Source organism: Fontimonas sp. SYSU GA230001 (assembly GCF_040066175.1).
Classification (GTDB): Bacteria; Pseudomonadota; Gammaproteobacteria; order Nevskiales; family Nevskiaceae; genus Solimonas.
Genome location: NZ_JBEAAM010000028.1, coordinates 12,163 through 36,518, shown reverse-complemented (window position 1 = coordinate 36,518; position 24,356 = coordinate 12,163). Strand labels below are relative to the sequence as shown.

Here is a 24,356-nt window from a genome sequence, read left to right as displayed (position 1 = left end):
CGGTTTTTCGCTGGCCGACGACGACGGCGCCGCCTAGCATCGCCGCCATGATCAGCACCGCACCCAGCTTGCCGCCCGCCGCCGAGATGCGCCGCGCCTATCTGGCCTCCGATGCCGGCTATGACGGCGTGTTCTACCTGGGCGTGCGCACCACCGGCATCTTCTGCCGGCCCTCGTGCCGCGCGAAGAAGCCGCGCCCGGAGAACGTCGAGTTCTTCGCCGATGCGCGCGAGGCGACCTTCGCCGGCTACCGGCCGTGCAAGCGCTGCCGGCCGCTGGAAGCACCGGGCACGCCGCCGCCGTGGATCGCGCGCCTGATCGCGGACATCGAACGCGATCCGTCGCGCCGCATCCGCGAAGCGGAGTTGCGCGCGCGCGGCCTCGATCCGGCGCGCGTGCGACGCTGGTTCAAGCAACACTGCGGCATGAGCTTTGCCGCCTACTGCCGGGGACGACGCATGAATACTGCACTGCAGGCGATCCGCCGCGGCGAGTCGGTCATCGATCTGGCGATCGGTCACGGCTTCGAGTCGGAAAGCGGCTTTCGCGCCGCCTTCGAGCGCAGCTTCGGACACACGCCGGCCGACGGCAGCGGCGCATCCGCCGTCGATCCGGTCCGCGTCGCCTGGCTCGACAGCCCGCTCGGGCCGCTGCTCGCCGCCGCGCGCGACGCGGGCATCGTGCTGCTCGAATTCACCGAGCGGCGCATGCTCGAAGCGCAGTTCGACGCGCTGCGCCGGCATTTCCAGGTGCCGCTGGTCCCCGGCGATCATCCGCTGCTGCGGCAACTCAAGACCGAGCTGGCCGAGTACTTCGCCGGCGCGCGTCGCGCCTTCACGCTGCCGCTGGTCTATCCGGGCTCCGACTTCCAGCGCGCGGTCTGGAACGCGCTGCTGCAGATCCCCTACGGCGCAACGCGGTCCTACGACGACCTGGCGCGTGCGGTCGGCCGCCCCGGCGCTTGTCGCGCGGTCGGCACGGCCAACGGCCGTAACCGCATCGCGATCCTGATCCCCTGCCACCGCGTCGTGAACAAGAACGGCCAGCTCGGCGGCTACGGCGGCGGCCTCTGGCGCAAGCAGCGGCTACTGGATCTCGAAAAAGGCATCGAGCCGGTCAGCTGAGACGCAAGCCGCCGTCCACAGGCAGCACGACGCCGGTCACGTAGGCCGCGTCCGCCGACAGCAGCCAGCGCACCGCACGGGCGACTTCGTCGGCGCCGCCGAGCCGGCGCAGCGGCACGCGCTGCAGTTCGCGCGCCTGTTCGGCCGCGCTCAGCGCGGTGCTCGTCGCCCAGACCATGTGACCGGGGGCGACACCGTTGACGCGCAGCCGCGGCGCCAGCTCCAGCGCCAGCGTCTGCGTCAGCGTCCACAGGCCCGCCTTGGCGGCGATGTAGGGCGCGAAGCCCGGCACGCCGTGCCGCGCCTGCGCGTCGATGATGTTGACGATGCTGCCCCCATCGGCCAGGCGCGCCGCGCAGGCCTGCGCCAGCAGCAGCGGCGCACGCAGGTTGGTCGCCAGCAGGTCGTCGATCTGTTCCGCGCCAATCGAACCGAACGGCGTGCGGTAATAGGTCGAGGCGTTGTTGACCAGCGCGTCGAGCCGCTGCCAGCGGGCGTGCGCCGCGGCGGCCAGGCGCTCGATCTGCGCAGCCTCGCGCAGGTCGGCGCACAGCGCCGTCGCCGAATCGGCGCGCGCGGCGTTGAGTTCGCTGACCAGCGCGTGCGCTTCGGCGATCGAGCCGCGCGCATGGATCAGGACGTTGCAGCCGTCCGCATGCAGCGCGCGCGCGATCGCCGCGCCGATGCGGCGCGCTGCCCCGGTGATCAGGACCACTGCAGGCATCGATCGAATCGCTCCAGTATTCTTGCCGCCCATTTTCCCGTGGAAACCCGCGCGTGGACAGCCTGCTGCAAGCGATCCTGCTGGGCATCATCGAAGGCCTGACCGAGTTCCTGCCGATCTCCAGCACCGGCCATCTGCTGATCGCCGAACACTGGCTCGGGCGCCGCTCGGATCTGTTCAACGTCGCCATCCAGTCCGGCGCGATCCTCGCCGTGACCCTGGTCTATCGGGTGCGCCTGCTGCAGCTCGCCACGCGCTGGCGCGAAGATGCAGCAGTACGCGACCTGCTGCTCAAGATCATCGTCACCTTCGGCATCACGGCGGCACTGGGCCTGGTCGCCAAGAAACTCGGCGCGAAGCTGCCGGAGACGGTGACGCCGGTGGCGGTCGCGCTGATCGCCGGCGGCCTGGTGATCTTCGCCGTGGAAGCCTGGATCAAGCGCCAGGCGCTCAGCACCGACGTCGGCTGGGGCGTGGCCGTCGCGGTGGGTGTCGCGCAGGTGTTGGCCGGAGTATTCCCCGGAACCTCGCGCTCGGCCGCGGCGATCTTCGCCGCGCTGCTGTTCGGCCTGCGTCACCGCGGCCGCGCCGCCGAGTTCGCCTTCATCGTCGGCATTCCGACGATGTTCGCCGCGACCGGCTACGAGTTCTACAAGGCGGCCGGCGACGCCGATGCCTGGGCCGCCGAGTCGTTCTCCGAGCTGACCGCGGCCTTCCTCGTGTCGGCTGCGGTCGGCTTCGCCGCGGTGAAGTGGCTGCTGCGCTTCATCTCCGGCCACAGCTTCGTGCCCTTCGGCTGGTATCGCATCGCGCTGGGCCTGGCGCTGCTGCTGGCGCTGGGTTGACCGCTCAGAAGTCACCGTAGCGGCGCTTCTTGCCGCGCCCCATGTAGGGCAGCACGAGACCGAGGAAGATCCCGCCGACGATCAGCCCGCCGCCGGTCAGCAGGCTGCGCCGCTGCGCGCGATCCGCATCGAAGCGCTGCTGCGCCGCCTCGGTTTCGCGTTCGAGCGCGGCCATGGCTGCGCGCAGGCGCTCGTTGTCCTGCGACAGCTCGAAGGCGGGTCGCGCCTTGGCCAGCTGTTCCTGTGCGGCGCGCAGTTGCTGTTCGAGCGTGCGCACCTGGGCATTGATCTGCTCACGCTCGCCGCGCAGCTGGTCGAGCTGGTCGCGTGCCGCCGGTTCACCGGAAACGAAACGCGAAGGAATCCAGCCCTCACGCCCATCCGCGGAACGGATGCGGCTGAAGCTGTCGGGACCGAGCGATTCGAGCAGGACCACCCGCGCTCCGCTCTTGACCGAACCCAGTGGCGCGGCGTCGTTGGTCGGGCGCTCGCGCAGCGTCACCGTGATCTGGTCCGAGATGTAGCGCGGGCTGCCCGGCGCCTGCGCGACGGACTGGGCAAAGGCAGTGAGCGAGAGCGACGACAGCGCGAGCAACGCGAACAACGTCCGTGTCATGGTGTGATCAGTCAGGTCGTGGGCGGCCGGCATCCATCCTGAGCCAGCCGAAAAGAGCGCACCGTATAGGCGCGCGCGGCTGACTGCACACTGAACCGGGCGCCGGCGCGCCGCCCGCGCATCACGGGCGCTGCGTCTCCATCCAGCGGTGCAGCGTCTCGATGCGGCGCGCGCGCAGCTGCGCGCCGACCGCCTCGCCGGTATGGCCCTCGGCGACGATCGCCTTCGCGGTGATGGCGACGGCCGCGGCGCGCGCGGCGCGCAGATAGCCGGTCTGCGGATAGTCGCTGTGTTCGTAGCCGAGGCGGCCGCGCGCGTCGTCTTCGCAGGCCTGCATGACCTCCTCGAAACGCACCGGAGACCGGAACGCGCCGAGGCGTTCGATCAGGTCGTGCAGCGTCGCGGCCCTGAGCTCGCGCGCGCGGTGCACGTTCAGATGCTCGCGCGTGTGCAGAACGGCCAGATCGCGGCAGGCCGCAGGCACGCGCAGGCGCCGGCTCACCGACTCGACCAGCGGCACGCCGCGGTGCTCGTGCAGCTTGTGCGCGGGCCACTCGGCACGCGGCGTCAGCGCCTTGCCCAGATCGTGCACCAGCGCCGAGTAGCGCACCGCGAGCGGATGGCCGGCGCGCGCCGCCGCATCGACGCACATCAGCGTGTGCACGCCGGTGTCGATCTCCGGGTGGTAGTCGGCGCGCTGCGGCACGCCGAACAGCGCATCGACTTCGGGCAGCAGGCGCGCGAGCGCGCCGCAGGCGCGCAGCGTCTGGAAATAGACGCTCGGCCGGTCGAGCATCAGCGCGCGGCTGGTCTCCTTCCAGACACGCTCGGGCACCAGATGGTCGATCTCGCCGCTCTCGACGATCGCACGCATCAGGGCCAGGGTCTCGTCGGCGACGACGAAGCCCAGCGGCGCTAAACGCGCGTGGAAGCGCGCGACGCGCAGCACGCGCAGCGGATCTTCGGCGAAGGCCGGCGAGACGTGGCGCAGGCGGCGCGCCGCCAGATCGCGCTGACCACCGTAGGGGTCGATCAACGCGCCGTCCTCGTCCTCGGCGATGGCGTTGATGGTCAGGTCGCGGCGCGCCAGATCGTCCTCGAGCGTCACCTCCGGTCCGGCGTGGAACACGAAGCCGTGATAGCCGTGCCCGGACTTGCGCTCGGTGCGCGCCAGCGCGTGCTCCTCGTTGGTCTGCGGATGCAGGAACACCGGAAAGTCCTTGCCGACCGGCCGAAAGCCGGCGCGCCGCATCTCTTCCGGCGTGCTGCCGACGACGACCCAGTCGCGCTCGGCCGGCACCAGTCCGAGCAAGCGGTCGCGGACCGCGCCGCCGACCAGGTAGCGCTTCACGGCGTGCGCACCGGCTGCAGCAGCGCCGCGGTGTCGGGAACCGCCCCGGTGCTGCGCCACTCGTGTGCGGTGACGTGCCAGAGCACCTTTTGCACGTAACCGCGGGTTTCCTTGTAAGGCACGTTCTCGATCCAGACGTCAGCGTCGATCGGCTGCTGCGGCAGCCAGCGCTGCACCGCATTGGGGCCGGCGTTGTAGGCCGCGACTGCAGGCACGAACTGGCCATCGAAGCGGTCACGCAGTTCGCCCAGATAGCCCGCACCCAGCGGGATGTTGATCGCGGGGGTCTTCAGGTCGTCCGCGCTGGGCGCCGACAAGCCACGCCGGCGCGCGACCTCGCGCGCGGTCGGCAGCAGCAATTGCAGCAGGCCGTAGGCGTTCGATGCCGATACCGCACGCGGGTTGAACAGGCTCTCCTGGCGCATCAGGCCGTACACCCAGGGTGCCGGCACGCCGGTCTGCTCGGCCGTGGCCCGGATCGGGCCGAGATACTCGTCCGGATAGCTCAGCTCCAGCACGTCGAGCGCGTCGGCTTCGGCGAGGATGCGCACTGCCTTCTCGTGCCAGCCCCAGCGCGACGCCAGCCGCGCCGCCTGCAGGCGCAGCGCCGGATCGAGGTCGCGCGTGGCGCGGCTCCATTCCACGCCGGCCCAGGCGTCGCAGCCGGTCAGGAACAGCTCGCGCGCGCGGAGGATGCCGATGCGCTGCAGCAGGCGCGCCTGCGCGTCCGCGTCATCGATGAACGTGCGCGCGCGCGGCTGGTAGGGCTGTTGCAGGCGCCAGGCGGCCAGCAGGCTGTGATAGCCGTTGTCCTGCGCCAGGGTCTTGTACAACTGCTCGGACTGCTGCCGCCGTCCCAGGCGTTCGAGGCTGCGCGCGCGCCAGTAGGTCCAGCGCGGTTCCGCGCCCGTCGCCGCCGGCAGCTCGTGCAGCCATGCCGACGCCTGCTCGGCGTCGCCGCTCCACAGCGCCGCGCGCACGCGCCATTCGTGGACTTCGGCATCGACCGCGGTCTGCGGCAGGCGACGGAACCAGTCCAGCGCCTCCGGCCGGCGGTCCCAGGCCAACCCCAGCGCCGTCAGCCGCTGCAGCTCGGCGTACTGTTCGTCGCTGAACCGCGAGCGGCCCAGTTGCTGCAGGCGCTGCGCCGCGCGCTCGGGATCGCGCGCCGCGAGCTTGCGGTAGCCGGATCGCAGCGCGTCCCACTCGAAGGGCGTCGAGGGCGCAGACGCGATCACAGCCAGCTCCGCATCGGGATTGCGCAGCAGCCGCGCCCACTGCCGCAGCGGCGCGGCCTGCGCCGCCGGCATCAGCTTGAGCAGCCAGTCGGCCAGTTCGAGATTGCCGTCGGCCAGCGCCTTGCGTGTCCGCCGTTCGACGACCGCGGCGGTCAGTGCACCCTGCGCCTGCAACCAGGCGAACGGCGGCACACAGGTCTGCGGCATCTGCGGCGCGTCCTGCCAGAACGCTCGCAGCTCGCGCAGCAGCGCCGCCGGATCGTCGCCGGTCTCGATGCGCGCCTGGTAACGCTGACAGGTCAGGGCCGGGTCGGTGTCGCCGGCGTCGTCGTGCGCGAGGAACGCGCGCCACAGCCCGCGCGCCGCCAGGCTCGACAGCCATGCGCGACGCAGCTCGGGCGTCGCCGGCAGCTGCGGATGCGCGCGCACGAAGGCCTCGACACGGCGGTCGAGCTCGGCATCCGCGTCCTTGCGCAGCGCGGCCAGCCAGCGTGCGGCCTGCAGGTCGGGATACAGCACGTAGCCGCGCAGCTCGGCGTCGTCGTCGGTGCGCGCCGCCTGCCCCCGCTGGGCCAGTTCGAGTGCCTGCCTGAAGCGCTCGCGCACGCCATCGGCGGCCGACACCGGCGCGCAGCACAGTGCGGCGGTGAGCGCCAGCGCGCGGAAGACGCAGGTCGGAAGGGGCTGTCTCATATCGTTTAGGATGCGCGCGCCCGATTGTAGTTCCACGAGGTCCGCCGCATCGCGCAGCGCCATGGAGCAGCTCCTGATCTTCCTCGTCACCGGCGCCTGCGCCGGCGTGCTGGCCGGGCTGTTCGGCGTCGGCGGCGGGCTGATCATGGTGCCGGCGCTGGCCTTCGTGCTGCCGCTGCAGGGCGTGCCGGCGACGGTGTACATGCAGGTTGCGGTCGGCACCTCGCTGGCGGTGATCTCGGCGACGTCGATCTCCTCGACGCTGGCGCACCATCGCCGCGACGGCGTGCATTGGAGCGTGTTCGCGCGCTTCGCACCGGGTCTCGCGGCGGGCGCGGTCGCCGGCGCCTTCGTCGCCGACCAGCTCAGCGGCGGTGCGCTCAAGCGCATCGTCGGCATCGGTGCCGTGCTCGTCGCGCTGCAGATGGTGCTCAGGCGCGAACGGTCCGCGGTCCACGCGTACCACGCCGCGCCGGCGGCGCCGGAGCTGCTCTGCGTCGGCGCGGTGATCGGGCTGCTGTCCGCGATCGTCGGCATCGGCGGCGGCTCGCTGACCGTGCCGTACCTGAGCCATCGCGGCCTGAGCATGCCGCGCGCGGTCGGCACCGCCGCAGCCAGCGGCGTGCCGATCGCCTGGGCCGGCGCGTCGGGCTTCGTGCTCGCCGGCTGGAACACCGACGGCGTGCCCGCGCCGCACCTGGGCTATGTCAGCCTGTCCGCGTTCGCTACGCTGGCGATCGCCAGCGTCGCCTGCGCCCCTCTCGGCGCGCGCCTGGCGCACGCCGCTTCGCCGCGCACCCTGCGCCGCGCGTTCGCGCTGCTGCTGACGCTGGTCGGACTGCGGATGCTGGCCGGCTGATCGGGCGGCGGCTCAATCCACCGGCATCGGCTCGTCGGACAGGAAGCGCACGCCTTTCATCTTTGCGTCGAGCACGGCGTCGCGCAGCGCCGCGATCGCCTTGCGGCGCGGGAAGGTCCTACGCCAGACCAGTGCGATGCGGCGCTGCGGCGCCGGCGGCACGAAGGGCGTGGCCGCGAGCAGGCTGTCGTCGGTCCGGTTCTCGATCGACGAGCGCGGCAGCACGGTGATGCCCAGACCGCTGACCACCATGTGGCGGATGGTCTCCAGGCTGCTCCCGGTCTGCGGCCGCGCACCGTCCGGTTCGGCCTCGACGCACTTCGGGCAGGCCTCGATGACCTGCTCGCGGAAACAGTGCCCGGGCCCGAGCAGCAGCAGCTTCTCGCCGGCCAGCTGGCGGGCCGGCACCTGCCGGACGCCGGCCCAGCGATGCTCGCGTGGCACGACGACGACGAAATCCTCGTCGTAGAGCGGCCAGGCCTGCAGGCCGGTCAGATCCACCGGCAGGGCGACCAGCACCACGTCGAGCTCGTTGTCGCGCAGCTCTTCGAGCAGCTTGGCGGTGAAGTTCTCCTCGATCACCAGCGGCATCTGCGGCGCGCGCGCGTGCAGCAGCGGCACCAGGCCGGGCAGCAGGTACGGTCCGACGGTGTAGATTGCGCCCAGGCGCAGCGGCCCGGTCAACTCGTCGCGTCCCTCGCGTGCCAGGTCCTCGATCAGGCGCGCCTCCGAGAGGACGCGCCGCGCCTGCGCGATGATGCGCTCGCCGACCGGCGTCGGCCGCGCCTCGCCGCGATTGCGCTCGAACAGGATCACGCCGAGCTCGTCCTCGAGCTTCTTGAGCGCGACCGACAGCGTCGGCTGCGAGACGAACGAACGCTCGGCGGCACGGCCGAAGTGGCGCTCCTTGTCGAGATTCACGAGGTAGCGAAGCTCGGTAAGAGTCATGAGACGCGCGGCTCGGGCAAACGTGAGGCGCAGGATAGCGCGCCCGCCGCCGGGACGCGGCCTACGCCCAGTCCCTGGGCACCAGGTAACGGACGAGCAGCTGCTCTTCGGCAGAACCGGGCTCGGGGGCGTAGTCGTAGCGCCAGGCCGCCAGCGGCGGCATCGACATCAGGATCGACTCGGTGCGGCCGCCGGACTGCAGGCCGAACAGCGTGCCACGGTCCCAGACCAGATTGAATTCGACGTAGCGTCCGCGCCGGTACAGCTGCCACTCGCGCTCGCGCTCGCCATAGGCGGTGTCCTTGCGGCGTTCGACGATCGGCAGATAGGCCGGCGCGTAGTGGTCGCCGACGCTGCGCAGCAGCGCGAAGCTGCGCTCGAAACCGCCTTCGCTCCAGTCGTCGAAGAACAGGCCGCCGATGCCGCGCGGCTCGTTGCGGTGCTTCAGATAGAAGTAGTCGTCGCACCACTTCTTCAGGCGCGGATACAGGTCGGTGCCGAACGGGTCGCAAGCGGCTTTCGCGGTCTGGTGGAAGTGGCGCGCATCGTCTTCGAAGCCGTAGTACGGGGTCAGGTCGAAGCCGCCGCCGAACCACCACACCGGTGGCTCGCCGTCCTTCTCGGCGACGAAGAAGCGCACATTGGCGTGGCAGGTCGGCACATAAGGATTGCGCGGATGCAGCACCACCGACACGCCCATCGCGCGCCAGCTGCGACCGACGAGCTCGGGACGGTGCGCGGTCGCACTCGGCGGCAGGCGCGTGCCACGCACCCGTGAGAAATTCACACCGGCCGATTCGAACACGGCGCCGTCGGCGAGCACGCGGGTCTCGCCGCCGCCGCCCTCGGCGCGCTGCCAGGTGTCGCGGCGGAAGCGACTGCGGCCGTCGGCCTGCTCGAAGCCCGCACACAGCCGGTCCTGCAGCTCACGCAGATAGGTTTCGACGGCTTCGACGTTCATTGGGTACATCCTATACAAGCCGGTGCCATCCTTGGCGCCGACGCTCAAAACAGGCACACATCTATCGCCGCAGGATGTGGCCCGTCTGCACGTCGCGGATCGTCGTCGGCTTGGCCAGACCGCCGAGCGCGCCGGGCACGATCGCATCGAGCGTGTCGCCGAACTGCAGGCGCACCTCGCTGATGCCGCGCGCCGGCTCGCGGCCGCTGCGGTTGGCGCTGGTCGATACCAGCGGGCCGAACGCGCGGCACAGCGCGCGCAGAACAGGATGCGCGGTGACGCGCACGGCAATGCTGTCGTGGTCGCCGGTCAGCCAGGCCGGTGCGTCGGGCGCGGCCGGGAACACCCAGGTCGCCGGTCCGGGCCAGGTCGCCGTCGCGCGCTTCATCGCGTTGTTCGACGGCAGTTCGACGAACGACGGCAGATCCTCGAACCGTGCGGCGACGAGTATCAGCCCCTTGCGCCAGTCCCGGCGCTTGAGTTCGAGCAGGCGCAGGCACGCCGCGCGATGGAGCGGATCGCAGGACAGTCCCCAGACCGCCTCGGTCGGACAGGCGATCACGCCGCCGCGCTGGAGCGCATCGACGGCACGGCGCAGATGCCAGGGTGCGATGTCGAAACCCATGGCCGCCCCTCAGGACTTCTTCGCCGCCACCTTGCGGGTGGCCTTCTTGGCCGCTTTCTTCACGACCTTCTTCGCCGGCGCCGCGGCCGGCGGTGCGGTGGTGGATTTCTTCGCTGCCGATTTCTTCGTCGTCTTCTTCGCCGGCGGCGGATTGGCTTCGGCGAGATAAGCCTCGCACTCCAGGCCGGTCAGGCTTTCGGGGTCGCGGCCCTTGGGAATGCGCGCGCGGCGCTTGCCGTCGGTGATGTACGGACCGAAGCGACCCTTGACGATGCGGATGCCGGAGTCGCCGAAGGACTTGATCGTCGCCGCCTCCAGCGCCGCGGCCTTCTGCTCGATCAGTTCGATCGCGCGCGGCAGCTCAATGGTGTACGGGTCGTCGTCCTTCTTCAGCGACACGAAGCTGGAACCGTAGCGCACGTAGGGGCCGAAGCGGCCGATGTTGACGCTGACCTCCTCGCCGCTCGGCAGCGTGCCGAGCTTGCGCGGCAGCTGGAACAGGGCGAGCGCCTGGTCGAGCGTGATCGTGTCGATGCGCTGGTTGGCGCGCAGCGAGGCGAAGCGCGGCTTGTCGGAATCTTCCTTGGTGCCGATCTGCACGAACGGACCGAAGCGCCCGAGCCGTGCGGACACCGGCTTGCCGGACACCGGGTCCACGCCCAGCTGGCGCGCCTCGGCGACCTCCGAACGCGACAGCTCCTGCTTTTCGTCGATGCGCTGCTTGAACTCGGTCCAGAACTCGGCGAGCAGCGGCTTCCACTGCTTCTCGCCGCGCGACACCGCGTCGAGGTCGTCTTCGAGGTGCGCGGTGAACTCGTAATCGACGTAGCGCGTGAAGTGCTCGGTGAGGAAACGGTTGACGATCATGCCGACGTCGGTCGGGACGAACGCTTTGCCGTCGAGGCGCACGTAATCGCGCGCCTGCAGCGTCGAGATGATGCTGGCGTAGGTCGAGGGCCGGCCGATGTCGTATTCCTCCAGCGTCTTGACCAGGCTCGCTTCGGTGTAGCGCGGCGGCGGCTCGGTGAAGTGCTGGTCGGCGACCAGATCGACGAGCTTGACGCGCTCGCCGGGTTCGAGCGGCGGCAGGCGCTTGTCGTCGTCCTCCTCGTCCTTGCCGCTGGGCGTATCGACGCCCTGCGAATAGACCGCGATGAAACCGGGTTCGACCAGGGTCGAACCGCTGGCGCGGAAGGCATTGCCCGTTCCGGCGCGCAGCTCGACGGTCACCGTGTCGAACACCGCCTGCTGCATCTGGCAGGCGACGGTGCGCTTCCAGATCAGCTCGTAGAGCTTGGCCTGGTCCGGATTGAGATAGGCGGCGACCTGTCTGGGCGTGCGCGAGGCCGCGGTCGGCCGCACCGCCTCGTGCGCTTCCTGCGCGTTCTTCGACTTGGTCTTGTAGTAGCGCGGCTCGGCCGGCACGGCGGCGGCGCCGAACTGGTCGGCGATGGTCTTGCGGATCTCGGCGAGCGCGTCCTGGGCGAGATTCACCGAGTCGGTACGCATGTAGGTGATCAAGCCGACCGTCTCGCCGCCGAGATCGACGCCTTCGTAGAGCTGCTGCGCCGCGCGCATCGTGCGGCTGGCGGTGAACCCGAGCTTGCGGTTGGCCTCCTGCTGCAGCGTCGAGGTCGTGAACGGCGGTGCCGGGTTGCGGCGCCGCTGCTTCTTCTCGACCGCGCCGACGACCAGCTCGCCCTGCGCGGCCTTGCTGACGATGTCCTTGGCGGCGAGCGCGCCGACCGCATTGGTCAGCGTGAACTGCTCGACTTTCCTGCCCTGGAGCTCGACCAGCTTCGCGCCGAAGTTCTGCCCGGACTTCGCGGCGATCGCGTCCAGCGTCCAGTATTCGCGTGGCACGAAGGCCTTGATCTCCTCCTCGCGTTCGCAGATCAGGCGCAGGGCCGGCGACTGCACGCGTCCCGCCGAGAGTCCCGGCTGCACCTTGCGCCACAGCAGCGGCGACAGGTTGAAGCCCACCAGGTAATCGAGCGCGCGCCGCGCCTGCTGCGCGTTGACCAGGTCGTCAGAGATCGCACGCGGATGCTGGATCGCGTTCTGCACCTCGCGCTGCGTGATCTCGTAGAACACCACGCGCCTGACCGGCTTGTTCTTCAGCGCATTCTTCTCGCGCAGCAGTTCGACCAGATGCCAGGAGATCGCCTCGCCCTCGCGGTCAGGGTCAGTCGCCAGCCACAGCTCGTCGGCTTCCTTGAGCGCGGAGACGATCGCCCGCACGTGCTTCTCGTTCTTGTCGATGACCTGATACTTCATGTCGAAGCCGTGCGCGACATCGACTGCGCCGTCCTTGGGCACCAGGTCGCGCACATGACCGTAGGAGGCCAGGACCTCGAAATCCTTACCCAGGTACTTCTTGATCGTCTTGGCCTTGGCCGGCGATTCGACGATGACCAGGTTTTTCGTCATGTAGTTCGGCATGTGGGAACCACCAGGGGGTGGTCGCGATTGCGCGCCTTATAAGCGGAAGCGGTCATGCTGTCCAGCAAGCCCCTCGCGCGCACACGCGCGCGAAGGAGCGGGCATTCCGATGTGCAATCAAAGCGTTGCCGTCACGGCAGCGGATGCTGCAAAAGCGCCGGCGCGGACTGCGCGGCAGGCCCGGTTTGCGGCGTCAGTGCTTGAACTCGCCGTGGTAATAGACCATCTCTTCGAGGTGACCGAAGGCCTCCTCGGCATCCGGCTGGTTCATCAGCACGAGCAGGCACACCCACTTGACGCGCTCGAGGTCGATCTCCTCCCTGAGCGCCATCAGGCGGTCGATCACGACCTCGCGCAGCGTCCCGTCGAGGATGCCGAGCTGCTCCAGGTACATCAGGAAGCCGCGGCACTCGGCCGAGATCTTCGCCATCTCCTCGCGCGCGTACAGACGCAAGGCGCCGCTCGGGCCAAAGACGATCGGCAGCTGGCGCTGCGCGGCCAGGCCGTCGAGCCAGCGGAAGGCCTGGCGCACCTCCTCCTCCGGGAAGCCGGCCGCGACCAGCTCCTCGTGCAGGGTGTCCTGATTGTCGGCATCGGCGAACTCGCCTTCCTGGTAGTTCTCCAGCAGGTACATCAGCACGTCGAGCACCGTCTCTTTCATGTCCCCTGCTCCGTCGTCAGCCATCTCGAATGTCCCGCGTCACGCGCGCCGCAGGCGCTGGTAGCGGCCGCCCGGCGCCGCGACCACCTCGCCGGCGAGCTCCAGCCGGGTCAAGGCCGCCTGCAGGCGGTCGATCGGCTGGCGCACACGTGTGGCCAGCACATCGACGGGCAGGACATCGTCGCCCAGCGCGCGCAGCACCTCGGCCGCTGCGCCGTCCCCGGCATCCGGCACGGCGGCCGGTCCGCCGGCACGCTCGGCGGCGCGCCGCGCGCCGAGCAGCGGTCCCAGTTCCTCGAGCACGTCGTCCACCGACTCGACCAGCTTCGCCCCCTGCCGGATCAGGGCATGGCAGCCGCGCGCCAGCGGGTTGTGGATGGAACCCGGGATCGCGAACACTTCGCGGCCCTGCTCCAGCGCCAGCCGCGCGGTGATCAGCGAACCCGACTCGCGCGCCGCCTCGATCACCAGCACTCCCATGGACAAGCCGCTGATGATGCGGTTCCGGCGCGGGAAATTCTCGCTGAGCGCCGGAACGCCGAGCGGGAACTCCGACAGCAGCGCGCCGCGCGCGGCGATCTCGTGCGCCAGATCGCGGTGCCGCGCCGGATAGACGCGATCGAGGCCGGTGCCGCAGACCGCGATGGTGCCGCCACCGGCCTCCAGCGCGCCGCGATGCGCCGCGCCGTCGATGCCCAGCGCCAGCCCACTGGTGATCACCAGACCGCGCCGCGCCAGCTCGGCCGCGAAGGCGCGGGCGTTCTCCAGGCCCTGCGGGCTGGCATTGCGGCTGCCGACGAGCGCCAGCTGTGGCAGGCCGAGCCAGTCCGGATCGCCCTGGACGAACAGCACCGGCGGCGCCCCGGCGGCCTCGCGCAGCGCCGCGGGATAGCGCGGATCGGCCAGCGTCAGCAGCGTGCGCCCCGGCTGCGCGAGCCAATCCAGATCACGCTGCAGCGCCGACGCGTCGGGCTGCTGCAGGCCGCGGATCTGGGCGTCGCTGAGCCCCGCCGCGCGCAGGGCGGACGCGCTGGCGGCCACCGCGGCAGCGGCCGTGGGAAACGTCTGGAGGAGTCTGTGGACCGCCACGCTGCCGATCCCCGGCGCGCGGCTCAGGACCAGCCAAGGTCTTGCGAGCTCCGCGTCCACGGCGGCAGCATCGCCCAATGGCGAGCCTGCTGCAAGCCCGGTCAGGAGGCGCGACCGCTGCCGGGACTGCGCACGCGATCGAGCGTGTGGATCTCGCGCTGCGCGCTCATCACCAGCGCGAAACTGACCCGCTCCTCGACCTTGAACACCATGATCGTGCCGGCATGGAGCTCGGGCAGCGACTCCATGCGGCCGGTGTACGGGTCGCGGGCGCGACGCCCCGCCTGATAGATGTCGAGCACGTGGCCGGGCATCAGACCCGCGGCGGAACCGCGGCTGAGCGTGACCACCTGGTACTGGCCGATCTGCGAGACGCCGTCGAACACCGAGATGATGCGGCCGACCAGCCCCGCCGGTGCCGGGCGCGGGTAGAAATCGGCCGCGAAGGCCTCGGCCTCCGGTTCGATCAGACGGTCGCCCGCGCGCGTCTCGCGGTAGCTGAGTGCGATCTGCGCGGTGGCCGGCTTGCCGAGCCGGCGCAAGTCCACGGCGGCGACCGGGACCGCCTCCCAGCCGAGCAGCTCGCCGTTGTCCGGGTCGATGAATTTCTGGCCGATGCGCACCGCCTCGTAGCGCGGCAGGGCATTGGCGGGCACGTTCTTGACATAGACCTGGGCGCCGGCGCCCTCGATCAGATGCGGGTCGGCGAATCCGAGCACATACGGCGCGCGCGCCAGCGCATCGGCGGAGACCACCCGCGAGCTGCGCAGGAAGTCGCGGATCGCGTCGAGCGGGATCGTCGGGATCGCCTGGTCGAGCGGAATCTCGCGCACCTGCGGCGACAGGTATTCGGTGTTGAGATCCTCGCGCACCACCATCGGCCGGCCATCGCGCATCACCAGCGTCAGCACGTCGCCGGGAAAGATCTGGTGCGGGTTGCGCACCTGGTCGTTGACATACCAGATCTCCGGCCACTGCCACGGCTCCAGCAGGTAGCGGCTGGCGATCCCCCACAGCGTGTCGCCTTTCTTCACGACGTAGCGCAGCGGCGCCTGCTCGCGCAGCCCGGGCATTGCACCAGACGGCGCATCGAGCGCGGTTCCGGCCACTGCCGCCGTTTCCTGCATCGGCATCGATTGCGGCGCGTCGGCCGGCAGTTCGCGCGCCGGCGAGACAGTGCGCTCGGGCGTCTGCGCACAGCCGGCGAGCGACAACAGCCCCAGGGCCGCAATGCCGTGCAGATAGCTCGAAACGTTATACTTGGGCATGGCGGCACCTTCCCTGCGGGTTACGCCTCAGTGGCTGGTTTCCGACCCTGCGCGAACGCAGGCGCCCGACACCAACGGACGGTTAAACTCTAGACGGCTCAATCGTTTGCCGTCAACTTTGCCAGTTGTTTCTGAAGCACCCGTCTTCCCCGGCGACAAAATCCGCGCATGGCGCTCCTGACCATTCTCCACCATCCCGACCCGCGCCTGCGGCAGAAGGCCGTGCCGGTGACCGTCTTCGACGCCGCGCTGCAGACCCTGATCGACGACATGTTCGAGACCATGTACGCCGCGCCCGGGGTCGGACTGGCGGCGACGCAGGTCGGCGTCGCGCTGCGCCTGGCGGTGATGGACTGCAGCGAGGACAAGGAGCGGCCGCAGCCGATCGTGATCATCAATCCCGAGATCGTCGCGCCGGCCGAACCGGAAATCATGGAGGAGGGCTGCCTGTCGGTGCCGGGCGTCGGCGACAAGGTCGAGCGCTACCGGCGCCTGACGCTGCGCGCGCTCGACCGCGACGGCCAGCCCTTCGAACTGCAGGCCGAGGGCCTGCTCGCGCAGGCCGTGCAGCACGAGGTCGATCATCTCGACGGCAGGCTGTACATCGACCGCCTGTCCAGCCTCAAGCGCGAACGGCTGCTGAAGAAACTGCGCAAGCAGCAGGCCGGCGCCTGAGATCGCCATCATGAAGCTGGTCTTTGCCGGCACGCCGGAGTTCGCGGTCAGCGCGCTCGACGCCCTGCACGCCGCCGGCCACGACATCGTCGGCGTGTTCACCCAGCCGGATCGACCGGCGGGCCGCGGCCGCAGGCTGACACCATCGCCGGTGGCCCTGCGCGCGCAGGCGCTGGGCGTGCCGGTATTCAAGCCCGAGAAACTGCGTGGCGAAGCGCAGGACGTCCTGCGCCGCCTCGCCCCGGAGGTCATGGTCGTGGTCGCCTACGGCGTGATCCTGCCGCAGGCGGTGCTCGACATCCCGGTACACGGCTGCCTCAACATCCACGCCTCGCTGCTGCCGCGCTGGCGCGGCGCCGCACCGATCCAGCGCGCGATCGAGGCCGGCGATGCACGGACCGGCGTGACCATCATGCGCATGGACGCCGGCCTCGACACTGGACCGATGCTGCTGCAGCGCAGCCTGCCGATCGGCGAGACCACCACCGCCGCCGAGCTGCACGACCGCCTCGCCACACTCGGCGCCGAGCTGATCGTCGAGGCGCTCGCGCGGCTTGCGCGCGGTGAATTGCAGGAACGGCCGCAGCCGGCCGAGGGCGTGACCTACGCCGCCAAGCTGAGCAAGGACGAGGCGCGCATCGACTGGTCGCGGCCCGCCGACGAGATCGCGCGTCGCATCCGCGCATTCAATCCGGTCCCGGGCGCGTGGACGGTACTCGACGGCGAACGCGTGCGGCTGCTGATGGCGCGGCCGCTCGCGCAGCCGGCCGGCGGCGAGCCCGGCCGGATCCTCGCCGGCGATGGCCTCGTCGTCGCCGGCGGCCGAGACGCCGTGCGCATCGAGCGCCTGCAGTGGCCGGGGGGACGGGTGCTCGATGCGCGCGAGGCGCTGGCGTCGCGCCGCCTCGCCGGACTGCGTTTCGAGTAGGCGTTACAGGATCGACTCCTCGTCCAGTGCCGCCGCGCACACGTAAGTCGGCGTCAGGAACGCGGCCATCTCCGCGGCCGGCACCGCCCAGCTGAACAACGCGCCCTGCACCGAATCGCAGCGGTTCTTGCGCAGGAATGCGAGCTGCTGGGTGTTCTCCACGCCCTCGGCGATCACGCGCAGGCCGAGCGTGCGCCCCAGCGCGATCACCGCGCGGCAGATCGCCGCGTCGTTGCCATCGGTCTGCAGATCATCGACGAAGCTGCGATCGACCTTGAGCGCGCTCAACGGAAAGCTGCGCAGGTGCGCGAGCGACGAGTAGCCCGTGCCGAAATCGTCGAGCGCGATCAGGACGCCCATCGCGCGCAGTTCCAGCAGCAGGTGCTGCACGCGCTCGACATCGCGCATCAGCATCGACTCGGTGACCTCGAGTTCCAGCCAGCTGGCGTCGAGTCCACTGGCGCGCAGCGCCTGACGCACCCGCTCCACGGTGTCGTCGCGGTGCAGCGCGATCGCGGACAGGTTGACGGACACCGGCACGCGGCGCAGACCCTGCTGCTGCCAGCTGTGGTTCTGCCGGCAGGCCTCGCGCAACACCCAGTCGTCGATCGTCTCGACCAGACCGCTCTCCTCGGCGACGTGCATGAACTCGGCCGGCAGGATCAACCCGCGTTCCGGATGCTGCCAGCGCACCAGCGCCTCGGCGGCCACGACCTCACCGCTGCGCACGTCGAACTGCGGCTGGTAGTACACGCGCAGTTCGCCGGCGTCCAGGGCGCGACGCAGCTCGTTCTCGATCTTGAGGAACTGCTGGACGCGCGCGTTCATGTCGCGCGTGAAGAAGCGGAAGGCGTTGCGCCCGGCGCTCTTGGCTGCGTACATCGCCGCATCGGCGTGCTTCATCAGACTTTCGGTGTCTTCGCCGTCCATCGGATACATCGCGATGCCGATGCTCGCCGTCGTCGTCAGCAGGTGCTGCTCGGCGCTGAACGGGCGGCCGACCGCGGCGAGGATCTTGCCGGCGACGTGGGCGACCTGTTCGGCATCGGCGATGCCGGGCATCACGATCACGAACTCGTCACCGCCGTGACGCGCGACCGTATCGGACGCGCGCACCGAGACACGCAGGCGCTCGGCCATCTCGCGCAGCAGCGCATCGCCGATGCTGTGCCCGAGGGAATCATTGATGTTCTTGAACCGGTCGATGTCGATGAACAGGACCGCGAAGCGCAGCCCGTCGCGGCGTGCGGCCTCCATCGTCTGCCGCAGGCGGTCGCCGAGCAGGTAGCGGTTCGGCAGGTTGGTGACCGCATCGACCTGGGCGAGGTAGAGAATGCGCTCCTCCGCGGCCTTGCGCTCCGAAATGTCGGAGAACACGGCGACGTGGTGCGTGGTGCGACCGATCGCATCGCGCACCAGCGAGATGTTGAGCCACGCCGGATAGATCTCGCCGCTCTTGCGCTGATCCCACAACTCGCCGCGCCAGCTGCCGGCCTCCTTGAGCTTCTGCCACAGGTCCTCGTAGAAGGCGCGGTTGTAGCGGCCGGACGCGAGCAGCCGCGGCGTGCGGCCGCGGACCTCGTCCTCGCCGTAGCCGGTGATCTCGGTGAACGCACGGTTCACGGAGATGATGCGATTCTCGGCGTCGGTGATCATGATCGCCTCGCCCAGATGTTCGAACACCTCGGCCGACAGCCGCAGGCGCGACTCGCTGCGTTCACGCTCGCCGATCTCGCGCAGCAGCGCGCGGTTCTTGTCGGCCAGCTCCGCGGTGCGCTGCTGGACCAGCCGCTCCACCCGGGACGACTTGCCGGTCAGCACCATGAGGAAGCCGCCCAGCATCGCCGAGAACAGCAGCACCCCGACCTGCGTGAGCCATGCCTGCAGCGAGCGGTGCGCCAGCAGATAGGCCTCGCCGGCCTCGACCTCCAGGCGCCAGCGCCGTCCGCCGATATCGTGCTCGGCCGCCCAGTGCAGCGCCGGCTTCGCCAGCTGCACCGGGCGGAGCAGCGTCTGCGGCGCTTCTGCCGCGGTGACATCGACGAGCGCGACCGCGAGACGTTCGAGCGGGAATCCGGACAGCAGATGGCGCATCAGCGCGCGCAGCGTCACCGCACCGACGACGAAGCCGTAGCCCTGCTCGGCCTGCACCGGCATCACCAGCAGCACGCCCGGCCCCTGTGACGCGACCAGCTCGACGCGCGGGGTGACGCGCAGATCGCCGCTCGCCTGCGCGGCGGCCAGCGTCGCGGCGCGCACCGGCTCCGAGGCGAGGTCGAAGCCGCGCACGTCGATGCCGTCCGCATGGGGGTGGACGTACTCGATCGCAAAGTGCGGCGCCGTGTCGTCCACAGCGCGGCGACGCCCGTCGCCGTCGATGCCGTACAGACCACTGCCGGCCTCGACGCGGGGCGCCCAGGCGAGCCGGTCGAGGCCCGGCGCGCGCCGCAGCACGCCGGCGCAGAAGCGGTCGAACTGCTCGGGCTCGACGAACGACGAGGCCGCGAAGTAATCGGCGACGGTGCGCACCGCACCGGCGGCTTCGTCGATCGACACCTGCAGATGCCGGTCGAGCGCCAGCGCGGTCCGCTCGAACTCGGCGCCGATGCGGCGGCTTTCGGCATTGTTGGTCTGGTGTACGACGAGCGCGCCGACCGCCAGCGAGATCAGCACCGAGATGGCGACCGGACGCAGGCGGCCGCGCACCGCACCGGACTGTTCGGACGCCGCGACCAGCAAAAGCGGCGCGACCAGGAACACGCCCATGCAGTCGCCGACCCACCAGGTCAGCCAGGTGAACGGCAGGTCGGTCAGCGGCAGGCCGCGACCGAACGCCAGCGTCAGCGTGCCGACCGAGGCTGCGATCGCGCTGGCGGCCAGCCCGGCCAGCGCGAAGAAGCGCCAGACATCGGCACCGTTGTCGAGCGTCTTCGGCGCCGCGACATGGCGGCGCACCGCCCACGCACCGAACAGGCCCTCGGCCGTCGAACCGCAGGCAATGACGGCCGCGATCAGGAAGAAACCGGGCGTGGACAGCGCCGCCTGGGTCCAGCCGACCCACAGATTGACCGCGAACGAGCCGAGCCAGATGCCGGGCCAGACGCGACGGCCCCACAGCAGCAGCATCGCCAGCATGATGCCCGACGGCGGCCAGATCGGCGTGGCATAGCCGGGCGGTTGCGCGAGCTGCAGCCCCGCCCATCCGGACATGAAATAGAGCACCGCGAGCAGCGCGACGCGCAGCAGCCATTGCCGCGGATCGCGGGGCGGTCGGACGAGACGGGTCAGGCGGCCTCCCAGGCGCCACCCCTCGCCGCCGCGCGCCCGCGGTGGACACTGTGCAGCACTCATGGAACGAGCTTACCGGCGGTCCGGCCGGACGCCGTGCATCGAGCTGCCCGAGGCAGCGCCGGGCCGACCAACGGTGTCGCCCGCAATGCAGGGGGCCGGTCACGAACCGGCGCCACGGTGGCGCGCCCGAGAGGATTCGAACCTCTGACCCCTGCCTTCGGAGGGCAGTACTCTATCCAGCTGAGCTACGGGCGCATGTGACGGCCGGCGCGGAGCGCGATTCTACTGGACTGCCCGGCGCTTGTCCCCGCCGAGGATGGCTTGCAGCGCCGCATCCAGCCGCGGATAGGCGAAGGTGAAGCCCCCGTCGAGCGCGCGCACCGGCAGGACCTTCTGCCCGGTCAGCAGCAGATCGGCCATCTCGCCGATCAGCAGCCTGAGCACGAATCCGGGCATCGGCACGATCGCCGGCCGGTGCAGCACGCGGCCGAGCGCGGCGACGAACTCGGCATGGCGAACCGGCTCCGGCGCGGTGCCGTTGTACGGCCCGCTCGCATCGTCGCGGTCGATCAACCACAGGATCAGCGCGACCAGGTCGGCGCGGTGGATCCACGACATCCACTGCCGGCCGCTGCCCATCGGCCCGCCCAGACCGAGCCGGAACGGCAGCAGCATCCGCGCGAGCGAACCGCCGTCGCCTTCGAGCACGATGCCGGTGCGCAGCAGGCAGGTGCGCACGCCGAGCGCCGCGGCCCGCGCCGCCGCAGCCTCCCAGGCGGTGCACAGCTGCACGCTGAACTCGCTGGATCGCCCCGGTGCGGCGTCCTCGGCCAGCGGCTCGTCGCCGCGCGCGCCGTACCAGCCGATCGCCGAGCCGGACACCAGCACGCGCGGGCGCACTCCGGCCTGCATCCACGCGACCAGACCTTCGGTCGTCTGCACACGGCTGGCGACCATCGCCTGCTTGCGCGCCGCCGTCCAGCGTCCGCTGGCGAGGTTCAGGCCGGCGAGATTGACGACGGCGTCGGTGGCCCCCGCGTCGTCGAGTGCGGTGACGCAGGCGACCGGCGCCGGCAGGACCGCGCGCGCGTCGGCGAGCGATCGCGTCAGCGCAACGACCGCGTCGCCGCGCGCCAGCAGCGCGCCGCACAGCGCCCGGCCGATGAAGCCGGTCGCACCGGTGACCAGTACCCGCATCGTCCGACTCCGTTCATGCGCGAGGGGCCGTCGGGTCTCAGCCTAGCGCGCGGGCGCCGGGGCGGCCATCGGGTCGGACCGCGGCCGGCCGGCGCGGGTAGAATCGCCGCTCCCGCATCCCGTTCCGGCCCCCGGCCGCACCCCACCGACCATGTCCATCGAACCGTTCCAGAATGCCGAAAAGGAAGACGAAGCCCGGGCCGCGCGCTCCCGCGCGCTGGAGGAGCGCCTGTTCAGGGCGCGGACGATCCTGATCTACGGCGCCATCAACCAGAAGGCGGCAGAGGTCTTCAGCGCCCGCCTGCTCGCGCTGTCTGCGGAATCGGACGATCCGATCACGATCTATCTCAACAGCCAGGGCGGTCACGTCGAATCGGGCGACACCATCCACGATCTGATCAAGTTCGTGAAGCCGGTGGTGCGCATCGTCGGCACCGGCTGGGTCGCCAGCGCCGGCGCGCTGATCTACGCCGCGGCCCGGCGCGAGCACCGGCTCAGCCTGCCGAACACGCGATTCATGCTGCACCAGCCGTCCGGCGGCGCCGGCGGCACCGCCAGCGACATCGCGATCATGGCCAAGGAGATCGTGCGCATGCGCGGCCGCCTCAACGAGATCTTCGCGCGCGAGACCGGCCAGCCGCTGGCGCGGATCGAGCAGGACACCGAGCGGGACTACTGGATGAGCGCGCAGGAGGCCCTGGACTACGGGCTGGTCGGCCGCATCGTCGCCAGCGCGGCCGAGATCGGCTGACCGGGCGGCCGCCCCAGCGCGCCGTAAATTGATGAACCCGCGCCGTCCAGCGGGTATGCTGCGCGGCGCATTCGCCCTACCCGCATCCATCGAGACGGTCCGACCATGATCCAGCCTCACGGCTCCGCCGAACTCAACCCGCTGTTCGTCTATGACACCGCGCGCCACCACGCGCTGGCGCACGAGGCCGAGAAACTGCCCGCGCTGCTGGTGAATTCCGCCGCCGCCGCCAATGCGGTGATGCTCGGTGCCGGCTACTTCAACCCGCTGACCGGCTACATGGACCTCGCCGACGCGCTGTCGGTCGCCGAGAAGATGCACACGACCGCCGGCCTGTTCTGGCCGGTGCCGATCGTCAACCTGACCAAGGACAACTCGATCAAGGCCGGTACGCGCATCGCGCTGCGCGATCCCAATGTCGAGGGCAACCCGGTGCTGGCGGTGATGGACGTCCAGGCCGTCGAGACGGTCAGCGACGAGCAGATCCGGTACATGGCCGAGAAGATCTTCGGCACGCTCGATGCCAAGCACCCCGGCGTCGCGACCTTCACCGGCCTGGGCAACACGCTACTGTCCGGCCCGATCCAGGTGCTGAACTTCAGCTATTTCGCGACCGATTTCCCGGACACCTTCCGCACCGCGGTCGAGATCCGCAACGAGATCCGGGAGCGTGGCTGGAACACCGTCGTCGCCTTCCAGACCCGCAACCCGATGCACCGTGCGCACGAGGAGCTGTGCCGCATGGCCAAGGAACGCCTCAAGGCGGACGGCATCGTCATCCACATGCTGCTCGGCCAGCTCAAGCCGGGCGACATCCCGGCGCCGGTGCGCGACGCCTGCATCCGCAAGATGGTGGAGCTGTACTTCGAGCCGAACACGGTGATGGTCACCGGCTACGGCTTCGACATGCTCTACGCCGGGCCGCGCGAGGCGGTGCTGCATGCCGTGTTCCGCCAGAACATGGGCGCGACGCACCTGATCGTCGGCCGCGACCACGCCGGCGTCGGCAGCTACTACGGCCCGTTCGACGCGCAGACGATCTTCGAGAAGCAAGTGCCCAAGGGCGCGCTCAAGATCCAGATCTTCGGCGCCGACAACACCGCGTGGAGCAAGAAGCTCGGCCGCGTGGTGATGAAGCGCGAGGCTCCGGACCACACGCCGGACGACTTCATCGACCTGTCCGGCACGCAGGTGCGCCAGATGCTCGGCAAGGGCATCGCCCCGCCGCCGGAATTCTCGCGCCCGGAAGTGGCGAAGATCCTGAGCGACTACTATCAGTCGATCGGCGGCTGACCGTCCGTCACGGCCCGCGCGGCATGCCGTTCACAGCCGCCCGGTGACGGGAATCAGCGCGCCCGTCACCGCGGCCGCCGCGTCGGACAGCAGGAAGCCGATCACGTCCGCGATCGCCGCGGGCGCGACCCAGCGCGAGTGGTCGGCATCCGGCATGTCGCGGCGGTTGGGCGGCGTGTCGATGATGCCGGGCAGGATCGCGTTGACCGTGATGCCGCGGTCCTTGAGTTCCTCGGCCAGTGCCTCGGTCAGGCGCGCGACGCCGGACTTGGATGCCGCATAGGCGCCCATGCCCAGCGCCGCCCTGCCGGCGGCGTTGGCGCCGATGTTGACGATGCGCCCCCCGCCCGCACGCAGATGCGGCAGCACCGCCTGCGACGCGCACAGCGCGCTGCGCAGATTCACGCGGTAGAGCAGATCCCAGGTGTCGGCACTGCCATCGGCGACGGTTTCCCAGCGAAAGCTGCCGGCAACATTGACCAGTGCGTCGATGCGGCCACCGCGTGCGGCCACTTCGTCCATCGCAGCTCGGGCCGCGCCCGCATCGGCGAGATCGACGCCGCCGAGCGCCAGGCCGGCGTCCGCGGTCACCGCCGGCGCGGGCGCCCGGTCGATCAGCGCCAGACGCGCGCCGCGCCCGGCCGCGTGCGCGGCGACGGCGGTGCCGAGATGACCGAATGCGCCGGTGACGACGACGAGCTTGCCTTGAAGATCTTGCATGACGAACTCCGCAGGTTCCGCGAAAGTCTGCGCTGCGCCGCGCAACCGGGCTTCGTC

Annotated in this window: 21 protein-coding genes and 1 tRNA gene; 7 read left to right on the top strand and 15 right to left on the bottom strand. The window is 70.5% G+C overall.

Annotated features, from left to right (window positions below):
* Positions 1-47 precede the first annotated feature (47 nt).
* Positions 48-1,124, top strand: coding sequence for a methylated-DNA--[protein]-cysteine S-methyltransferase (locus tag AAG565_RS13600; protein ID WP_348820165.1), 1,077 nt, complete (start codon positions 48-50; stop codon positions 1,122-1,124).
* Here the strand turns inward: AAG565_RS13600 and AAG565_RS13595 are convergent.
* Positions 1,117-1,839, bottom strand: coding sequence for an SDR family oxidoreductase (locus AAG565_RS13595; RefSeq protein ID WP_348820181.1), 723 nt, complete (start codon positions 1,837-1,839; stop codon positions 1,117-1,119). The genes AAG565_RS13600 and AAG565_RS13595 overlap by 8 nt on opposite strands.
* A gap of 62 nt (positions 1,840-1,901) precedes the next feature.
* On the opposite strand from AAG565_RS13595, the gene AAG565_RS13590 reads away from it, so the two are divergent.
* A complete protein-coding gene (locus AAG565_RS13590; protein WP_348820164.1) occupies positions 1,902-2,693 on the top strand; it encodes an undecaprenyl-diphosphate phosphatase in 792 nt (263 codons plus the stop codon).
* Positions 2,694-2,697: 4 nt separating this feature from the next.
* On the opposite strand, the gene AAG565_RS13585 is transcribed toward AAG565_RS13590, so the two are convergent.
* From AAG565_RS13585 to AAG565_RS13575, 3 genes are all read right to left on the bottom strand, one after another.
* Positions 2,698-3,309: a TIGR04211 family SH3 domain-containing protein gene (locus AAG565_RS13585; RefSeq protein WP_348820162.1), complete on the bottom strand. Its 612-nt coding sequence runs from the start codon at positions 3,307-3,309 to the stop codon at positions 2,698-2,700.
* 121 nt (positions 3,310-3,430) lie between these two features.
* Entirely contained in the window at positions 3,431-4,660 is a 1,230-nt protein-coding gene (locus AAG565_RS13580; RefSeq protein ID WP_348820161.1) for a multifunctional CCA addition/repair protein, read from the bottom strand.
* A complete protein-coding gene (locus AAG565_RS13575; RefSeq protein WP_348820160.1) occupies positions 4,657-6,591 on the bottom strand; it encodes a transglycosylase SLT domain-containing protein in 1,935 nt (644 codons plus the stop codon). The genes AAG565_RS13580 and AAG565_RS13575 overlap by 4 nt, the downstream gene beginning before the upstream one ends.
* A 61-nt stretch (positions 6,592-6,652) precedes the next feature.
* Here AAG565_RS13575 and AAG565_RS13570 point away from each other — a divergent pair, with 61 nt between their 5' ends.
* Positions 6,653-7,450 carry a sulfite exporter TauE/SafE family protein gene (locus AAG565_RS13570; protein ID WP_348820159.1) on the top strand — a complete coding sequence of 266 codons (798 nt, stop codon included), beginning with the start codon at positions 6,653-6,655 and terminating at the stop codon, positions 7,448-7,450.
* A gap of 12 nt (positions 7,451-7,462) precedes the next feature.
* Here AAG565_RS13570 and AAG565_RS13565 read toward each other — a convergent pair whose 3' ends face one another.
* From AAG565_RS13565 to AAG565_RS13535, 7 genes are all read right to left on the bottom strand, one after another.
* A complete protein-coding gene (locus AAG565_RS13565) occupies positions 7,463-8,398 on the bottom strand; it encodes a hydrogen peroxide-inducible genes activator (protein WP_348820158.1) in 936 nt (311 codons plus the stop codon).
* Between the two features lie 61 nt (positions 8,399-8,459).
* A complete protein-coding gene (hemF, locus tag AAG565_RS13560) occupies positions 8,460-9,368 on the bottom strand; it encodes an oxygen-dependent coproporphyrinogen oxidase (protein WP_348820157.1) in 909 nt (302 codons plus the stop codon).
* 52 nt (positions 9,369-9,420) lie between these two features.
* Positions 9,421-9,984, bottom strand: a complete 564-nt coding sequence (locus AAG565_RS13555; RefSeq protein WP_348820156.1) for a Sua5/YciO/YrdC/YwlC family protein — start codon at positions 9,982-9,984, stop codon at positions 9,421-9,423.
* A 9-nt stretch (positions 9,985-9,993) separates the two neighbouring features.
* Positions 9,994-12,414, bottom strand: a complete 2,421-nt coding sequence (locus AAG565_RS13550) for a DNA topoisomerase I (RefSeq protein ID WP_348820180.1) — start codon at positions 12,412-12,414, stop codon at positions 9,994-9,996.
* A 205-nt stretch (positions 12,415-12,619) separates the two neighbouring features.
* Positions 12,620-13,087, bottom strand: a complete 468-nt coding sequence (locus AAG565_RS13545) for a DUF494 domain-containing protein (protein WP_348820155.1) — start codon at positions 13,085-13,087, stop codon at positions 12,620-12,622.
* 39 nt (positions 13,088-13,126) lie between these two features.
* A complete protein-coding gene (dprA, locus tag AAG565_RS13540; RefSeq protein WP_348820154.1) occupies positions 13,127-14,236 on the bottom strand; it encodes a DNA-processing protein DprA in 1,110 nt (369 codons plus the stop codon).
* A gap of 41 nt (positions 14,237-14,277) precedes the next feature.
* Positions 14,278-15,444: a LysM peptidoglycan-binding domain-containing protein gene (locus tag AAG565_RS13535; protein ID WP_348820153.1), complete on the bottom strand. Its 1,167-nt coding sequence runs from the start codon at positions 15,442-15,444 to the stop codon at positions 14,278-14,280.
* Positions 15,445-15,612: 168 nt separating this feature from the next.
* Between AAG565_RS13535 and def the strand changes: the two genes are divergently transcribed.
* Positions 15,613-16,119, top strand: coding sequence for a peptide deformylase (def, locus tag AAG565_RS13530; RefSeq protein WP_348820152.1), 507 nt, complete (start codon positions 15,613-15,615; stop codon positions 16,117-16,119).
* A gap of 10 nt (positions 16,120-16,129) precedes the next feature.
* A complete protein-coding gene (gene fmt / locus AAG565_RS13525) occupies positions 16,130-17,047 on the top strand; it encodes a methionyl-tRNA formyltransferase (RefSeq protein ID WP_348820151.1) in 918 nt (305 codons plus the stop codon).
* Positions 17,048-17,050: 3 nt separating this feature from the next.
* On the opposite strand, the gene AAG565_RS13520 is transcribed toward fmt, so the two are convergent.
* From AAG565_RS13520 to AAG565_RS13510, 3 genes are all read right to left on the bottom strand, one after another.
* Positions 17,051-20,398 (bottom strand): EAL domain-containing protein, encoded by a 3,348-nt coding sequence (locus tag AAG565_RS13520; protein ID WP_348820150.1) that lies wholly within the window; start codon positions 20,396-20,398, stop codon positions 17,051-17,053.
* Between the two features lie 118 nt (positions 20,399-20,516).
* Positions 20,517-20,593, bottom strand: a tRNA-Arg gene (locus AAG565_RS13515).
* 27 nt (positions 20,594-20,620) lie between these two features.
* On the bottom strand, positions 20,621-21,535 hold the full coding sequence (locus tag AAG565_RS13510) for a TIGR01777 family oxidoreductase (protein ID WP_348820149.1): 915 nt from the start codon (positions 21,533-21,535) through the stop codon (positions 20,621-20,623).
* 151 nt (positions 21,536-21,686) lie between these two features.
* Here AAG565_RS13510 and AAG565_RS13505 point away from each other — a divergent pair, with 151 nt between their 5' ends.
* Positions 21,687-22,286, top strand: a complete 600-nt coding sequence (locus AAG565_RS13505; protein ID WP_348820148.1) for an ATP-dependent Clp protease proteolytic subunit — start codon at positions 21,687-21,689, stop codon at positions 22,284-22,286.
* 105 nt (positions 22,287-22,391) lie between these two features.
* Positions 22,392-23,579, top strand: coding sequence for a sulfate adenylyltransferase (gene sat / locus AAG565_RS13500; RefSeq protein WP_348820147.1), 1,188 nt, complete (start codon positions 22,392-22,394; stop codon positions 23,577-23,579).
* A gap of 30 nt (positions 23,580-23,609) precedes the next feature.
* Here the strand turns inward: sat and AAG565_RS13495 are convergent, their stop codons facing one another.
* Positions 23,610-24,299 carry an SDR family NAD(P)-dependent oxidoreductase gene (locus AAG565_RS13495; protein ID WP_348820146.1) on the bottom strand — a complete coding sequence of 230 codons (690 nt, stop codon included), beginning with the start codon at positions 24,297-24,299 and terminating at the stop codon, positions 23,610-23,612.
* Positions 24,300-24,356: the final 57 nt, after the last annotated feature.

Coding starts and splice junctions, on each gene's coding strand:
- AAG565_RS13575 (WP_348820160.1), bottom strand. CDS start 6,591: ATGAGACAGCCCCTTCCGACCTGCGTCTTCCGCGCGCTGGCGCTCACC.
- AAG565_RS13555 (WP_348820156.1), bottom strand. CDS start 9,984: ATGGGTTTCGACATCGCACCCTGGCATCTGCGCCGTGCCGTCGATGCG.
- AAG565_RS13520 (WP_348820150.1), bottom strand. CDS start 20,398: ATGAGTGCTGCACAGTGTCCACCGCGGGCGCGCGGCGGCGAGGGGTGG.
- fmt (WP_348820151.1), top strand. CDS start 16,130: ATGAAGCTGGTCTTTGCCGGCACGCCGGAGTTCGCGGTCAGCGCGCTC.
- def (WP_348820152.1), top strand. CDS start 15,613: ATGGCGCTCCTGACCATTCTCCACCATCCCGACCCGCGCCTGCGGCAG.
- AAG565_RS13570 (WP_348820159.1), top strand. CDS start 6,653: ATGGAGCAGCTCCTGATCTTCCTCGTCACCGGCGCCTGCGCCGGCGTG.
- AAG565_RS13545 (WP_348820155.1), bottom strand. CDS start 13,087: ATGAAAGAGACGGTGCTCGACGTGCTGATGTACCTGCTGGAGAACTAC.
- AAG565_RS13565 (WP_348820158.1), bottom strand. CDS start 8,398: ATGACTCTTACCGAGCTTCGCTACCTCGTGAATCTCGACAAGGAGCGC.
- AAG565_RS13510 (WP_348820149.1), bottom strand. CDS start 21,535: ATGCGGGTACTGGTCACCGGTGCGACCGGCTTCATCGGCCGGGCGCTG.
- hemF (WP_348820157.1), bottom strand. CDS start 9,368: ATGTACCCAATGAACGTCGAAGCCGTCGAAACCTATCTGCGTGAGCTG.
- AAG565_RS13495 (WP_348820146.1), bottom strand. CDS start 24,299: ATGCAAGATCTTCAAGGCAAGCTCGTCGTCGTCACCGGCGCATTCGGT.
- AAG565_RS13600 (WP_348820165.1), top strand. CDS start 48: ATGATCAGCACCGCACCCAGCTTGCCGCCCGCCGCCGAGATGCGCCGC.
- sat (WP_348820147.1), top strand. CDS start 22,392: ATGATCCAGCCTCACGGCTCCGCCGAACTCAACCCGCTGTTCGTCTAT.
- AAG565_RS13585 (WP_348820162.1), bottom strand. CDS start 3,309: ATGACACGGACGTTGTTCGCGTTGCTCGCGCTGTCGTCGCTCTCGCTC.
- AAG565_RS13550 (WP_348820180.1), bottom strand. CDS start 12,414: ATGACGAAAAACCTGGTCATCGTCGAATCGCCGGCCAAGGCCAAGACG.
- AAG565_RS13535 (WP_348820153.1), bottom strand. CDS start 15,444: ATGCCCAAGTATAACGTTTCGAGCTATCTGCACGGCATTGCGGCCCTG.
- AAG565_RS13505 (WP_348820148.1), top strand. CDS start 21,687: ATGTCCATCGAACCGTTCCAGAATGCCGAAAAGGAAGACGAAGCCCGG.